This window comes from Acinetobacter tandoii DSM 14970 = CIP 107469 (assembly GCF_000400735.1).
GTDB lineage: Bacteria > Pseudomonadota > Gammaproteobacteria > Pseudomonadales > Moraxellaceae > Acinetobacter > Acinetobacter tandoii.
Genome location: NZ_KE007365.1, coordinates 191,050 through 205,042, shown reverse-complemented (window position 1 = coordinate 205,042; position 13,993 = coordinate 191,050). Strand labels below are relative to the sequence as shown.

The following is a 13,993-nucleotide window of genomic DNA, read 5'->3' as shown; positions in this document are numbered from 1 at the left end:
TCTTCACCCGCTTGGTTGGCACAGCCGTAAATCACATCATCGACTTGTTTCCAGTCCACGCTTGGATTACGTTGCATTAAGGCCTGAATCGGCACGGCACCCAAGTCATCGGCACGGACTGGGGCGAGTCCACCGGCATAACGACCGAATGGGGTACGGATGGCATCGATGATATAAGCGTTTTTCATTCTTAGGTTTCCATTTTGAAATCTGTTGTTGTCACTGCCAAAAATGCTGGGTTGATTCATTTCTCCTTTGCGTAGGCAATGCCTCACTTTTGATAGGGCAAAAGTGACAAAACCCTTTGTTACTCAGACACAACATCCCTGTTGTGCTGAGCAACGAGGCGACATCCATGTCGCCAGTCACGTGAGCAAAGACAGTTTTAAAATTTTTTCCCAGCATTTGCTGGTGCCTATCGTCATCAACAACCTACTCAAATCTTGATCAGGATTGTTTTTGCAATCCAATTGGATAGATGCCCATAGTGAACAGGTTTTGTTGATGACAAAGTTTTTCTTGCGTGACGTTGTCACTCATTTTTTAAAAAAGTAACAAGAACGAGCTGTTAGACTTTGAATCCCCCTTAGTCCCCCTTTAAAAAGGGGGAAACGCTTCCCTTTTTAAAGGGAAGTCGGGAGGGATTAATTATCCTTGTGTCGCATCCACCAACGGAGCACCCGTCATGGCCTGCAATTCTGCAAAACTTAGACCGTCGACTTTCTCAATCACTTTTAACCCTTCCGCAGTGACATCAATCACACACAGATCGGTATAAATACGGTCAACACACTTTTGTCCTGTGGCGGGGTAAGTCAGCTCAGCCACAATTTTTGGTTCACCGTTCTTGGTGACATGATCGGTGGTGATAAACACTTTTTTGGCGCCTACCGCCAAATCCATCGCTCCACCTACTGATGGAATTGCATCGGGTGCACCAGTATGCCAGTTGGCCAAGTCACCATTGGCTGCGACTTGAAAGGCACCAAGGACTGCAATATCCAAATGCCCACCCCGCATCATGGCAAAAGAGTCACCATGATGGAAAAAGGCGCCGCCTTGTAACATGGTTACATATTCTTTACCTGCATTGATCAGCTCAGGATCTTCTTCACCTGCGGCTGGCGGTGGACCAAAAGCCAATAAGCCATTTTCAGAATGCAGGAAGATCTCTTTGTCATTCGGTAAGTAGCTGGCAATCTTGGTGGGTAAGCCAATGCCTAAATTGACATAAGCCCCATCCGGAATATCTTGGGCCACACGTTCAGCAATCTGGTTGCGGTTGAGTTTTTGATAGCTCATGATGTTCTCCCGATTACACAGCCACAGGTTCAGGCTGAACCTGTACCACATGTTGAACGAAGATGCCTGGGGTGATGATGTGCTCAGGGTCTAACTCACCCAGTTCAACCACTTCAGACACTTGGGCAATGGTCACATTGGCTGCCATGGCCATGATTGGGCCAAAGTTACGTGCTGACTTACGGTAAACCAAGTTGCCCCAACGGTCGCCTTGTTGGGCTTTAATCAAAGCGAAGTCAGCTTTGATCGGGTATTCGAGTACATAATCTTTACCGTCGATGTGACGGGTTTCTTTACCTTCAGCCAATAAAGTACCAAAGCCTGTAGGGGTGAAGACTGCACCGAGTCCCATGCCTGCGGCTTGAATACGGCAGGCCAAATTGCCTTGAGGGACTAATTCCAATTCGATTTTGCCTGCACGATAGAGTTCATCGAAGACCCAAGAGTCGGACTGACGTGGGAATGAACAGATGACTTTTTTAACGGCACCGGCTTTCAACAGTTTCGCCAGACCATAGTCGCCATTGCCTGCATTGTTGCTGACGATGGTAAGGTCTTTACGTCCAAGTTTGATCAGCCCGTCAATGAGTTCAGCGGGTTGTCCTGCTGTACCAAAACCACCGATCATGATGGTTGAGCCGTCTTGTATCTGGGATAAAACTTCATGAATTGAAGTCGAGGATTTATTGATCATGTAAAGCACCCATACATTGATTTTGGATCTGCTTCTTTCGTGCAAATATCAAATGTCGAAAAGGGGAGTAAGAATTAAAAAATCGTAGCGTTATTTAGAAACTGAATGGAATGAGCTAAGTATTTCCTTAGCTCATTCATAGTTTAACGATTAAAGCGTTATGCTACTGCACGACGACGATCAACTTCAGTCGAAGGAGCAGAAGCAGCTTCTTTAACTAACTCAATATTGAAGGTAATGTGCTTAAAAGGTTTGTCTAGACCACGACGCTGGATTTCAGCAGGGTCAGTCACATCAACTGCTGTAGCCACTAAGCCATCACGAGTTGCAAAAGCAAAGTCATCCCAAAGGTATTTGTCACCTTCAATGTTGAATTGTGTAGTGAGCTTACGGAAACCTGGCGCAGAGACAAAATAATGCACATGTGACGGACGGTTACCATGACGCCCTAACTTATTCAGTACGGCTTGAGTCGTGCCTTCAGGAGGGCAGCCATAACCTACAGGCATAGTGGTTAAAGCCACATATTGACCCTGTGCATCGGTTAAAATAGTACGACGTAAGTTAAACTCAGACTGAGACTTATCAAAGAATGAGTAGTTTCCTAAGCTGTTCGCATGCCAAACTTCAACTTTGGCATTTTCAATGATTTGACCGTCTGCATCACGGACAATACCTTCAATAATTAAGGTATCAATTTTGTCCGATTCGCTGCCATCATCCATACGTGCAAAACCAACTGTTTCAGGTGCACCAGCCACATATAAAGGACCTTCAATGGTACGTGGTGTACCACCAGTGATACCTGCTTTGGCATCCGCTTCGTCAGCACGCAAATCTAGATAATGTTCTAAACCTAAACCAGCAGCCAATAAGCCCAATTCATTGGCTTGACCAGCATCGGTAAAATATTCCAAGCCTTTCCATACCTCAGAAGGTTGGATATCTAAATCTTCAATGGCTTGGAACAGATCGCCAAGTAAGCGAACAATAATTTGTTGAATGCGTTCATCGACAGGTCCTTGTGCGGTATCGACATTCATTTTTTTTACAAGTGCATCAATTTGTTGACGGTTCATACTATAACTCCTGAAGTATGTAGATTATGGATGGCATTATTATTGGCTATTGATTTAGCTAGTTGGTTCTAATGCCACAGTCCTTGTTATGTTTAAAATACAGGTTAATGGTGATTCAGACTCTATGAATCATCCTCACGGATGGAAGATGGATGCCTGTTCAAAGGCATGACTTCAATATTCATAAATGGATAGAGTGGCAAACCTTGCAAAATGTTATGTAACTCTTCATTACTCGCAACGTCAAAAATACTAATGTTGGAGTACTGGCCTGTAATACGCCAGATATGTCGCCATTTTCCAGAACGTTGTAATTCCTGCGAATATGCTTTTTCAATGGCTTTTATTTCATTGACTTTTTCAACGGGCATATCAAGCGGAATATGCACATCCATGCGTACGTGAAATAACATTTACAGCTTCCTTATTCTTACGGCGTAATTGTTCAATTTTATCTTCGTCAATTTCGATGCCTAAACCTGCACCTGTAGGCAGATGAAGTTCAAAATTTTCATAACGAAGCGGTGTTTTTAAAATTTCTTCGGTTAAAAGTAGTGGGCCAAATAATTCTGTACCAAAAGCTAAAGATTCAAAGGTTGAGAAGGCATGTGCAGAAGCAATACTGCCAATTGGACCTTCCAACATGGTGCCACCGTACAAATCGATGCCTGCAAGACATGCAATTTTGGCAACTTCACAGGCTTCGAGTAGTCCACCTGATTGTTCAATCTTGACTGCAAATACATCTGCGCCATGACTTTTGGCAATGCGGTAAGCACTGTCAGGGCCTGTAAGGGCTTCGTCTGCCATAATCGCAACGTCAAAACGCTGAGTCAGACGCGCTAAAGCATCCGTATTTTGAATAGCACACGGTTGTTCAATGAGGTCGATACCACCATCTTGAAGTTGCTGAATACCACGAATACATTCCAGTTCTGACCAAGCACGGTTGACGTCTACACGAACACTGATGTCTGCACCCAAGGCTTTTTTAATTGCAATCACATGGTCAACATCTTGCTGTAAAGGACGTGCACCAATTTTGAGTTTGAACGTGTTATGACGTTTCAGCTCAATCATTTGTTTTGCTTCGGCAATATCTTTTTCAGTATCACCCGAAGCCAGTGTCCACAGCACAGGTAAACTTTCGCGTAAACGTCCACCCAGTAATTCGCTAATAGGTAAACCTAAACGTTTAGCTTGAATATCCAGCAGCGCAGTTTGAATGGCACACTTGGCAAAGCGGTTGCCATTAATATTTTTGCGGATTAGTTTTAAGGTTTGTGCAACATTTAATGCTTTAACTGAAGTCAGTAATGGTGCAAAGTAAGTATCAATATTGGCTTTAACACTTTCAGGGCTTTCTTCGCCATAATTCAGCCCACCAATGGTGGTGGCTTCGCCCCAACCGACAAAACCATCCGTAGTTGTTATTTTTACCAGTACCAATGTTTGAATACGCATCGTTGTCACAGACAGTTGATGCGGGCGGATTGTAGGGATATCCACGAGTATGGTTTCTATGCTTTTATACATGAAGTTTCAACTGTTTCGAACTTGTTTGTATACCATAGAAGAATGTAATCACCTAAAATAGATATGAAGTGGTATTTTAAAATACTAAAAAGGTATGTTGATGGAATTAAGACATTTACGATATTTTGTGACGGTGGTTGAAGAGCAAAGTATTACTAAAGCTGCGGAAAAGCTGTTTATTGCTCAACCACCATTGACTCGCCAAATTAAAAAATTAGAAGAAGAGTTAGGGATTGATCTTTTTGAAAAAGGTTCTCGACCTTTAAAAGCGACGGAAGCAGGTTTATATTTTTATCAGCATGCGGTGCAGATTTTAACGCATGCGGCGCAAGCCACGACCATGATCAAGAAAATTAACTCAGTCAATACCAGTGTAAAAATTGGCTATGTGAGTTCTTTGTTATATGGGTTATTGCCACAGATTATTTATTTGTTTCGCCAAAAAAATCCAGAGATTCAAGTCGAGTTGATTGAATGTAGTACCAAAGATCAGGTAGAGGCATTAAAACTCGGTAAAATTGACATTGGTTTTGGTCGGTTACCAATCAGTGATCCTGCCGTTAAAAGACTGTTGCTACGCAAAGAAAGATTAAAACTAGCGATTTATAAAAAGCATCCTTTAAATGCCTACCAGGAAAAAGGTGTGTATTTATCGCAAATTGTGAATGAAACTATTTTTTCTTATCCCAATACACCGAAACCGAATTTTTCAACCACCATACAAGCGATGTTTACCCAGTTAGGTTTAATTCCGACCAAGTGGACGGAAGTGCGTGAAATTCACATGGCTTTGGGTTTGGTGGCCTCAGGCGAGGGTATTTGCTTAATTCCAGAAAGTGCGTGCGATATTGGCATGAAGAATGTGGAATATTTGGATATTTTAGATTTAGAAGCGTATAGTCCAGTCTCGTTGTCGATGCGCAACATGGATCAAAGTGCGTATATTCCCAAAATTTTAGAATGTATTGAAGAAATTTATCGGACTGAGAATATTTCTACTAACTTAAATTGATCAGATGTCAGATTTCGTTGAAAAATTCTACAAGCCAAAAGATGCCTCATACGGGATGAGGCATCTGGACTGAAAGCAATAACTTTAAAACTTCTTCATATAATTCATAAAAATACGGTCTTCAGTAAAGTCATTGCCATATTTCACATTATAATCAATGTGAATATATTGAAAGCCGAGCCCTTTGAGATAAGGCTGTTGAAAAGCGTAATTGAGGACATAATTGGCTTCGGTTTCTTGATTATCTTCCCCTGTGGATGATTTGAAATCATGACCATAAACCCATTTCACCGCAGTGCTGAGCCCTGGTACAAAGTCCTTAAAATCATAGCTATAAATTAAGTGATAAGATTTTTCATCTTGTTTGGCAAAGCCTGTGACGTTCCAGTTAATAAAATAGGTTTCAGGTAGATAACCATCTAATAATGGATAGGCAGAATCGCCAATAATCTGCTGATAGCCCAAGCCAAAAGAATGATTACTCACTTTCAAGGTTTCCAGCAGACCAATGTTTTGCGCATCAATAGTGAACGTATCCTCATGGTCTTTAGAATTAAAATATTTCAGTTTTGAATTAAGCGAAAAATTCGCTTGTTTCCATGTGTGATCTAAACTTGCATAGTGCGTATTATATAAATCTTCCAGATTGCCAAAATAATATTCACCCTTTAACGTTGGGGTAATTTGATAACGCAGGTCAATATAGTTCAACCCATCTGAATAGTGTGTGACCCCTTTAGAGGTATAGGAAAATTTACGAAACTCTTCTTCATTACGTGGCGAGACTTTTTCGATGCGACCAATTTCAGTCTGAAATTGATCGGTAATTTGCGAGCGAAGATTGGTTCCCCAATAAGAGGTTAACAACTGGCGACTGGTATCCACCGAAGTCACAGGCAGATCCAACCAGAGTTCACCCGTTCTTAATAAGGAATTACCATAACCAAGTTTTAAAGTTGCGCCATATTTTAAAAAATCAGAGGCTTGTGACTGGTTGGCTTTATCAAAAGGAAGAATGGAATCGGAAACATGCTTATCCGAACTTAGACGCACAGCATATTGCACAGAAGCATCAGCACCAATTGTGATGGGTTGATCGGCAATATTTAAGGGGGTATCTAGCATTTTAGATTTATAGAATAAAGAGGCTGCTTGCGACCAACTGCCCGTATCTTTGATACCAGAGTTATCAAAATCACGATCGATATAGGCATTTCTGAGCGTGAATTTCCATTCATCGTTTGCAGTAGCAGCATCGGCTGCATAAGCACTTGTTATGGCACAAAAATTTACAATGAATAGTGTTGCTAGGGTTATTTTCTGAAGTTTGAAAGGGAGTAAATGCGACATAATCTTTCCATGAAATGCCCGTTCGGTTCGGGCATTCGCTTTTTGTTAGTTTTTTAAAAAGCCTTGCTCACATTCTTTAATGAAAAAGACTTTAGAGAGATGAAGGAGTTTCGTGTTCGGATTAATGTAATTTTTCGCGTTGCATACTGTCGTTGAAAAATTTGCAGCCTTTAAGCAAGAGAATGAAAGCAAACACACACGATGCTCCACCAATAATTGACAATGAAGACCCCACCATGATTGGGTTGCCAAAGTATTTGTCAGTCAAAATTGCAACTAAAGTGGTACCAATACCTAAACCAATCAGGTTACTGACCAATAAGAAAATGGCAGACAGACGAGCACGAAATTGATTAGGAGCCAACATTTGTAAAGCGGTTGCAGAAATCACCAAAGGGAAGGAGGCAAAGAACATAGCTGGAATAAGTAATGCTACCGAAATATGTAAGTTCTGCACTTGGGTGAAAAGAGAGATCGGGAGAATTAAACCAATAATACCAATCACACCTGCGAGCATCGGTGCATTTTGTCGGCCTTTTTTAATGAACCAGTCATTCAGCCAGCCAGCACAAAAAACACCTAAGGTATTGGCAATTAACATAATGGAACCGAGCATATAGCCAGTTTCAGTCGGTGAAAGCGAAAAGTTGCGAATGTAAAAAGCGGGAGTCCAACTGGTTAGGCTATATAAAGCCATAGCATAAAAGGTGAAACCTAAATAATGACAAGTAATGGTTTTGCCATGTTTACGGATAAATTGTAAACATTGCTTAAATTCACCTTTTTCGACATGACCATAGGTATTCAATCGCTGACCTTTACGTTCAGGGTCTCGTACGGTCAAAATGAACAGTAAACCAATGAAAATACCGGGTAAACCCACCACCAGAAAGGCAACTTGCCAAGCCTTCATAGCGCCTAATAAGGGAACATGAATTAAAGTTGCACCTTTAAGTAGTTTAATGACATACCCACCCACGAGAAATGCGATACCACCGCCTAAGAATGCGCCAATAGAGTAAATTCCTACAGCACGTCCTAATTTGTCCTTGCTAAACATGTCACTAAACATGGAGTAAGCTGCTGGAGACAACGCTGCTTCACCAATCCCAACACCCATACGGCATAAAAATAATTGAATGAAGTTTTTACTCATGCCACAGGCTGCTGTTGCAAGACTCCAGATAATAATGCCAATAGAGATGAGTTTAGGGCGAGAAAAACGGTCAGCAATATAGGCTAAAGGTAATCCCATAAAGGCATAAAACAAGGAAAAGGCGAGGCCATGTAATAAACTAAATTGAGTATCGGTTAAATGTAAATCGGCTTTAATTGGCTCAATCATGAGCGCTAAGATTTGTCTGTCAATAAAAGAGAAGATATAGGCCAGCATACAGAGTATGACCACATACCATGAATACAGATGGGTTTTTTTATGCTCCGCTTTTTCTACGTAGACATCTACATGATCCATTGATTTGTCCTTTTGTATTTAGCTTGCTCGGTTTGAAATTTCTGAATAAGGTTTGCTTGCGCTAAACGAATGGATTTAGTGCGGATTAGATTCAGAGGCTTAACTTTTGTATTTGATCAATCATATTTTTAGGTAAAATAATTAAAATTCAGTCAGCCATTCAGCGATTGAGATGTTGATCATTGAAGGATTATTTTCTTTTTATATGTAAAATTCCATTACTTTTTGAGTATTTAAAAATACCCTATGGGTATTTTATTTACATGACTAAGCTAAAAAATAATTTTAGATCAAAGATTTATTCTTATAATTTTAGATAGGAGTTTGCAGGAAAGAAGAGTGCAGCAGATGAGTTTTCACTCATCAACTGCTGAATACAATTAAAAAGTAAGACTTAGCTAGAAGGCATCAATTCAAATAGTTTTTTTAGTTGTAGGTTCAGATGATGAAGTTCATCTTCAGAAAAGGCATTCAAAATGCCTGCTAAAGTAACGGCACTGATTTGGTTAATCTGTTCGACAAGGTTTAAGCCTTTATCTGTTAGCTTTACCATAGAAATACGTTCATCTGTCGCGGAAGAAAAAACTTCAACAATGCCATCTTCCACTAAGCGATACACCGCTTTGGTTGCTGTAGTGAGTTTGAGTGTAGAAAGATTAGCAATATCAGTAATACTGGCTTCACCCAAAGCGTTGGTGCTCAGAATAATTTTACGACGCGTGTTGTCTATTCCTAATTTTTTAATAGATTTTTCAATAAGTTGAGAGTATTTTCCATTAACTTGGGAAATCCAGAAAAAAGGGAAATTTTTAAGACTTTCTGGTTCATTGTTAGGTAAAAATTGTTCTAAATGGTTCAGCATGGCTAAGCAAGGACTTAGTAAAAATTGAGAAAGCTATTATAAACAAAATTTTGCAGCTTGCCTTAACGACTCTTGTAAAAATTACTTGACAATTACATTTAAATTTCCCATATTTGAATTAAGTTATAAAAATACATGGAAAAGTGAATGAACATTATTGCACAATCACTTTCGCGAGGACATGGCGAACTCAAAGTCATGATCAAGGATACGATTGATATTCAAGGCTTTAAAACAGTCGCAGGCAGTAAAGCTTATTTAAATATTCCACCTGCAGAGCACAATGCGGAAGTGGTCGACAATATTTTGAAAGGGAATTGTCAAATCACTGCTAAAACCAATTTACATGAATTGGCATTTGGCATTACGGGAATTAATCATGCTTTTGGAACACCTGTTAACCCTAAATATCCTGAATTAATTCCAGGTGGATCTTCGAGTGGTTCGGCTGCGGCAGTGGCGGCAAAACTGGCAGATTTTTCTTTAGGAACCGATACGGGTGGTTCTATTCGTATGCCCGCTGCATGCTGTGGCGTTTATGGTTTAAAACCGACTTTTGGGCGTGTCAGTCGTCAAGGAGTGCATCCAGTAACAAGCAGTTTGGATTGTGTTGGACCTTTTGCAAATTCAGTCGAAATGCTTGAAGTTGCCATGCAGATTATTGAGCCAAGTTTTCAGCCTGCTGCAAAACTGCAACAGCCGCCCAAGTTGGCTTATTTAAATGTAGCTGCGAGTGATGAAGTATGGCGTTGTATTGAGCAATTCTTTGCACAGCATCAGCTTGATTTACCGCATGAAGCCATCGACTCGTTTGACGCTGCGTATGATGCAGGCATGCAGATGATCAATTATGAAAACTGGCAAGCCTTTGGTGAATTAACTCAAACAGGTTTAATTGGTGCTGATGTAAAGCTGCGTCTATTAAAAGCAGCGGATACTAGCCTAGAGCAGGTGAAACTGGCAGAACAGGTCAAATTACAATTCACCCAAGCTTTAAATACGTTATTAAATCAATATGATGCTTTAGTTTTGCCGACATTGCCACAAATTCCACCCAAAGTAAAAGATGCTGAAAATACAGTTGCCTTCCTGAATTTAACCCGTTTAGTTCGTCCTTTTAATTTGTCTGGACATCCTGCCATTTCAATTCCATTACAGACCGAAAATGGTTTCCCTGTAGGTCTACAGTTGGTTGCTGGGCATCAGCAAGACGAAAAATTATGCGCGATTGCAAAATATCTTTCGCACTAAAACAAATATATTACAAGGAGTTAGATAATGAATGAATTATCTAAAATGGAGTTTGTAGCATCAGAAAAAGCCGTTGATCTAGATGCTTTATGTCAAGAAATTCGAGCAAGAGCCTGTACGGGCGAATTTGATAATCAAGCCTTTGTTAGTCAGGACATGATTGAAAAACTCAAGCAATTGGGAGTTTACCGCGCGCTTGTGCCAAAACGCTTTGGTGGTGATGCAGTTTCACCGCGTGAGTTTTGCGAACTGATTGAAACTTTGTCTAAGGCGGATGGTTCGGTAGGTTGGGTGGCAAGTTTTGGGATGAGCCCGGCCTATTTAGGCAGTCTGCCAGAAGCAACACTTGAAGAACTGTATAAAGATGGCCCTGATGTGGTTTTTGCGGGAGGAATTTTCCCACCACAACCTGCGGAAATTACCGATGAAGGCGTTCGAGTCAGTGGACGTTGGAAGTTTTCTAGTGGTTGCATGGGGGCAGACATTATAGGCGTTGGTATTTCACCTTTAAAAAATAATGAAATGCAGGGCCTACCGCGCATGGCTGTGATGCCTGCGCATAAAGCCAAAATTGAAATGACATGGGACACAGTGGGTTTAAAAGGCACAGGTAGTCACGATTTGGTTGTGGAAGATGTGCTAGTCGAAAAGCACTGGACATTTGTACGGGGTGAACCTTCCAAACTACCAGAACCCTTCTTTAAATATCCGTCACTTTCCCTAGCGACCCAAGTTTTAACCGTTGTTGGGATTGGTGTGGCAGCAGCTGCTTTAGAAGAATTTCAAATTTTAGCACCGGGCAAAGCATCGATTACAGGTGGTGCTGAAATTGCGAATCGTCCTGTGACACAATATGAATTTGCTCAAGCAGATGCAGAATTTCAGGCAGCTAAAGCATGGTTCTATCAGACCATGGATAGCGTTTGGCACGAAGTCGTTGCAGGGCGTGCAGCAACCACACAACAGATTAGCGATATGCGTTTAGCCTGTACCCATGCTGCTCGGGTTTGCGCCAAAGTCACGCGCAAAATGCAAATGTTAGCAGGCATGACCGCCATTTATACCAACAATCCATTTAGTCGTTTTGTGAATGACACCAATGTCGTCACACAACATGCCTTTATGGGGGATGCCACATTACAAAATGCGGGTTCAATTCGTTTTGGCTTAAAGCCAAGCCCAGGATATTTATAAATTTAAACTTGAGACAAGGAAATCAAAATGGACGCTAAAAAAACTTTACGTGTGTTGTTCTGCATGGGTATTAATCAGAATTTTTTTGATGCAGAACCTGCCGAAGCAAAAGCGGTTTGGGCTGCATTTGGTGAGATGTGGAACGCAATTCATGACCTGCCGGGCGTACATGTTTTTGGCAATCTCGATGATGACCAAAGCATGGTTGGTCCAAGTACGGGCTGGCCATGGACAACCTACTTATTGGCAGATGTGCCTGATATTGAAACTGTACATGCGGCGTGTAATTTGTTCAGAACCACGGTGGTAGGCGAAGGTCCTTACAAACTTTGGAAATACTGCAAAGTCGAAGCACGTGTTGGACGTGAATTGATTATTCAACGCTAAGGTGCAGGACATGGATGACAAAGTGAATTTGACAAAAATCCTCTCACGTTTAGAACAGTTGGAAGCACATAACGCCATCCGTAATTGTCTGAATCGTTATATGGAAATTTGTGATGACCTGAATCCAGATACCAATCTGGACGAGCTAATGGCTTTGTTCGATGCTGAGTGTATTTGGGAAGGCATTGGGGAAAAGTACGCTAAATCTTTTGGGCGTTATGACTCTTGGCAAGCAATTTACGACATGTTTAAAGCTTATACCCAAAAAGAATCACACTTTGTCATGAATGCACATTTTGTTAGTTCGGAGCAAATTGAAGTGCAGCAACAATATGCCACGGCAACTTGGCTGATGTTGCAAACCTCCACTTTTCGCGATGGACGCAGTCATTTAAATAGCGCCAAGTTGAAGGTGAAATTTGCACAACAGACGGATGGTAGTTGGAAAATCAAGCATTTTCAAACCCAGAATATTTTTAGTCGACCAGTGACAAATTGGCACAGTGACGCTGAATTACCTGTCCCGACCCAGAATTAAATTACCAATTTATCAAAGGATTATTGAAATGAATGGAATTATCTCAACACTGAATATTGGTGTGGATTATGAAGCATTGGTGCAAAGTGATCGTGCACATACGTCTTTATACAAAGATGAGCGTATCTTTGATGAGGAAATGCAGAAGATTTTTTACAGCACTTGGGTGTGGGTGGCACATGCCAGTGAAATCCCAGAAGGCGGTAGCTATAAAACCATCAACATTGGCAAACAACCCGTCGTCGTAGTTCGTGACCGCAAGAAAAAAGTGCATGTATTGCTTAACCGTTGTCGTCATCGTGCTGCGACAGTCTGTGAACACAAAAAAGGCAAAACCAATAGCTTTGTTTGTCCATACCACGGTTGGAGTTATGCACTTGATGGCAGTTTACGCGGCGTTCCTTCCCCAGAAAGTTATGGTGAATGTTTAGATAAATCAGAATTGCCATTGGTCAGCCTGCGTGTTGAAGAATATAACGGCATGATTTTCGCGTCATTCAATCATGATGTAGAGCCTTTAGAACAATTTCTTGGACCTGCGAAAAAGTGGATTGATTTGTTCATGAAACAAGGTGCGGGTTATCCAATTAAAGTTTTAGGCGAACATCGTTTTACCTTCCCAGGGAACTGGAAAATCCAGCTTGAAAACACCACTGATGCTTATCATTTTCCATTGGTACACAAGTCTTTCTTAAGTTCAGTCGATGAAAAAACAGAAGAATTATTTAACTTTGAAAATCAACCCGGTTATGTCGAAGATTTAGGCAATGGTCACAGTGTGATGGTGATGATTCCTGAATTGGTCGATTTAGACGAAGAATTAATGGAACGTCCAATTCAGGAACGTTTTGAAGATTTAGCACAAGCTTTACGTGATGAAGGTCATGCGGAATTGGAAGTGCGTCGTATTGTGCGCGCTGTGGGCGGTTCTGGTTTTAACTTAAACCTGTTTCCGAACATTGCCTGTTCAATGGCATTTTTCCGAGTCATGCAGCCGATTTCAGTCGATAAAACAGAAATTCATCACTCCGTGATTACCATGGATGGCGGCCCACAAATTGCGAATCAATATCGCCTGCGTTTGCATGAGCATTTCCAAGGCCCATTTGGTTTTGGTACGCCCGATGATGCCGAAGCATGGGAACGTGTACAAAAAGGGGCAGCCGCAGGCGAAAACCTCTGGATTATGTTGAACCGTGGTTTAGCTGGTGAAGTACAAACTGAAGATGGTTTAAAAAGTGATGTGAGTGCTGAAACTGGGATGCGCTCTGCCTATCAACAGTGGAAAAAGTTGATGACGGCTTAAGGGGAATA

15 protein-coding genes are annotated in these 13,993 nt (G+C 41.3%); 6 read left to right on the top strand and 9 right to left on the bottom strand.

Annotated features, from left to right (window positions below):
• From I593_RS04905 to I593_RS04880, 6 genes are all read right to left on the bottom strand, one after another.
• A partial coding sequence (locus tag I593_RS04905; protein WP_016166464.1) for a thiolase family protein occupies positions 1 to 188 on the bottom strand: 188 nt, incomplete at its 3' end.
• A 460-nt stretch (positions 189 to 648) separates the two neighbouring features.
• Complete coding sequence (locus tag I593_RS04900) at positions 649 to 1,302, bottom strand: 3-oxoacid CoA-transferase subunit B (RefSeq protein WP_016166463.1); 654 nt, start codon at positions 1,300 to 1,302, stop codon at positions 649 to 651.
• Positions 1,303 to 1,315: 13 nt separating this feature from the next.
• Positions 1,316 to 1,996: a 3-oxoacid CoA-transferase subunit A gene (locus I593_RS04895; RefSeq protein ID WP_016166462.1), complete on the bottom strand. Its 681-nt coding sequence runs from the start codon at positions 1,994 to 1,996 to the stop codon at positions 1,316 to 1,318.
• 158 nt (positions 1,997 to 2,154) lie between these two features.
• The gene (gene catA / locus I593_RS04890; RefSeq protein WP_016166461.1) at positions 2,155 to 3,075 is read right to left on the bottom strand and encodes a catechol 1,2-dioxygenase; all 921 of its coding nucleotides are present in this window, start codon (positions 3,073 to 3,075) and stop codon (positions 2,155 to 2,157) included.
• A 122-nt stretch (positions 3,076 to 3,197) separates the two neighbouring features.
• A complete protein-coding gene (gene catC / locus I593_RS04885) occupies positions 3,198 to 3,488 on the bottom strand; it encodes a muconolactone Delta-isomerase (RefSeq protein ID WP_016166460.1) in 291 nt (96 codons plus the stop codon).
• Positions 3,448 to 4,611 carry a muconate/chloromuconate family cycloisomerase gene (locus I593_RS04880; protein WP_016166459.1) on the bottom strand — a complete coding sequence of 388 codons (1,164 nt, stop codon included), beginning with the start codon at positions 4,609 to 4,611 and terminating at the stop codon, positions 3,448 to 3,450. The genes catC and I593_RS04880 overlap by 41 nt, the downstream gene beginning before the upstream one ends.
• 100 nt (positions 4,612 to 4,711) lie before the next feature.
• On the opposite strand from I593_RS04880, the gene I593_RS04875 reads away from it, so the two are divergent.
• Entirely contained in the window at positions 4,712 to 5,623 is a 912-nt protein-coding gene (locus I593_RS04875) for a LysR family transcriptional regulator (protein WP_016166458.1), read from the top strand.
• Positions 5,624 to 5,707: 84 nt separating this feature from the next.
• On the opposite strand, the gene I593_RS04870 is transcribed toward I593_RS04875, so the two are convergent.
• From I593_RS04870 to I593_RS04860, 3 genes are all read right to left on the bottom strand, one after another.
• Positions 5,708 to 6,973, bottom strand: coding sequence for an OprD family outer membrane porin (locus I593_RS04870; RefSeq protein ID WP_016166457.1), 1,266 nt, complete (start codon positions 6,971 to 6,973; stop codon positions 5,708 to 5,710).
• A gap of 121 nt (positions 6,974 to 7,094) precedes the next feature.
• On the bottom strand, positions 7,095 to 8,447 hold the full coding sequence (locus I593_RS04865; protein WP_016166456.1) for a spinster family MFS transporter: 1,353 nt from the start codon (positions 8,445 to 8,447) through the stop codon (positions 7,095 to 7,097).
• Positions 8,448 to 8,841: 394 nt separating this feature from the next.
• Positions 8,842 to 9,309 (bottom strand): MarR family winged helix-turn-helix transcriptional regulator, encoded by a 468-nt coding sequence (locus I593_RS04860; protein ID WP_016166455.1) that lies wholly within the window; start codon positions 9,307 to 9,309, stop codon positions 8,842 to 8,844.
• Positions 9,310 to 9,456: 147 nt separating this feature from the next.
• Here I593_RS04860 and I593_RS04855 point away from each other — a divergent pair, with 147 nt between their 5' ends.
• From I593_RS04855 to I593_RS04835, 5 genes are read left to right on the top strand one after another with little or no spacing between them, the layout of a single operon-like run.
• Positions 9,457 to 10,560 carry an amidase gene (locus I593_RS04855; RefSeq protein WP_016166454.1) on the top strand — a complete coding sequence of 368 codons (1,104 nt, stop codon included), beginning with the start codon at positions 9,457 to 9,459 and terminating at the stop codon, positions 10,558 to 10,560.
• Positions 10,561 to 10,605: 45 nt separating this feature from the next.
• On the top strand, positions 10,606 to 11,754 hold the full coding sequence (locus I593_RS04850; RefSeq protein WP_154653735.1) for an acyl-CoA dehydrogenase family protein: 1,149 nt from the start codon (positions 10,606 to 10,608) through the stop codon (positions 11,752 to 11,754).
• Positions 11,755 to 11,781: 27 nt separating this feature from the next.
• Positions 11,782 to 12,141, top strand: coding sequence for a hypothetical protein (locus I593_RS04845; RefSeq protein ID WP_016166452.1), 360 nt, complete (start codon positions 11,782 to 11,784; stop codon positions 12,139 to 12,141).
• Between the two features lie 10 nt (positions 12,142 to 12,151).
• The gene (locus I593_RS04840; RefSeq protein WP_016166451.1) at positions 12,152 to 12,679 is read left to right on the top strand and encodes a nuclear transport factor 2 family protein; all 528 of its coding nucleotides are present in this window, start codon (positions 12,152 to 12,154) and stop codon (positions 12,677 to 12,679) included.
• 28 nt (positions 12,680 to 12,707) lie between these two features.
• Entirely contained in the window at positions 12,708 to 13,985 is a 1,278-nt protein-coding gene (locus tag I593_RS04835; protein WP_016166450.1) for an aromatic ring-hydroxylating oxygenase subunit alpha, read from the top strand.
• Positions 13,986 to 13,993: the final 8 nt, after the last annotated feature.

Bases quoted from the DNA above. Each gene is read 5' to 3' on its own strand.
- I593_RS04900 (WP_016166463.1), bottom strand. From the start codon at position 1,302: ATGAGCTATCAAAAACTCAACCGCAACCAGATTGCTGAACGTGTGGCC.
- I593_RS04895 (WP_016166462.1), bottom strand. From the start codon at position 1,996: ATGATCAATAAATCCTCGACTTCAATTCATGAAGTTTTATCCCAGATA.
- catA (WP_016166461.1), bottom strand. From the start codon at position 3,075: ATGAACCGTCAACAAATTGATGCACTTGTAAAAAAAATGAATGTCGAT.
- catC (WP_016166460.1), bottom strand. From the start codon at position 3,488: ATGTTATTTCACGTACGCATGGATGTGCATATTCCGCTTGATATGCCC.
- I593_RS04880 (WP_016166459.1), bottom strand. From the start codon at position 4,611: ATGTATAAAAGCATAGAAACCATACTCGTGGATATCCCTACAATCCGC.
- I593_RS04875 (WP_016166458.1), top strand. From the start codon at position 4,712: ATGGAATTAAGACATTTACGATATTTTGTGACGGTGGTTGAAGAGCAA.
- I593_RS04870 (WP_016166457.1), bottom strand. From the start codon at position 6,973: ATGTCGCATTTACTCCCTTTCAAACTTCAGAAAATAACCCTAGCAACA.
- I593_RS04865 (WP_016166456.1), bottom strand. From the start codon at position 8,447: ATGGATCATGTAGATGTCTACGTAGAAAAAGCGGAGCATAAAAAAACC.
- I593_RS04860 (WP_016166455.1), bottom strand. From the start codon at position 9,309: ATGCTGAACCATTTAGAACAATTTTTACCTAACAATGAACCAGAAAGT.
- I593_RS04855 (WP_016166454.1), top strand. From the start codon at position 9,457: ATGAACATTATTGCACAATCACTTTCGCGAGGACATGGCGAACTCAAA.
- I593_RS04850 (WP_154653735.1), top strand. From the start codon at position 10,606: ATGGAGTTTGTAGCATCAGAAAAAGCCGTTGATCTAGATGCTTTATGT.
- I593_RS04845 (WP_016166452.1), top strand. From the start codon at position 11,782: ATGGACGCTAAAAAAACTTTACGTGTGTTGTTCTGCATGGGTATTAAT.
- I593_RS04840 (WP_016166451.1), top strand. From the start codon at position 12,152: ATGGATGACAAAGTGAATTTGACAAAAATCCTCTCACGTTTAGAACAG.
- I593_RS04835 (WP_016166450.1), top strand. From the start codon at position 12,708: ATGAATGGAATTATCTCAACACTGAATATTGGTGTGGATTATGAAGCA.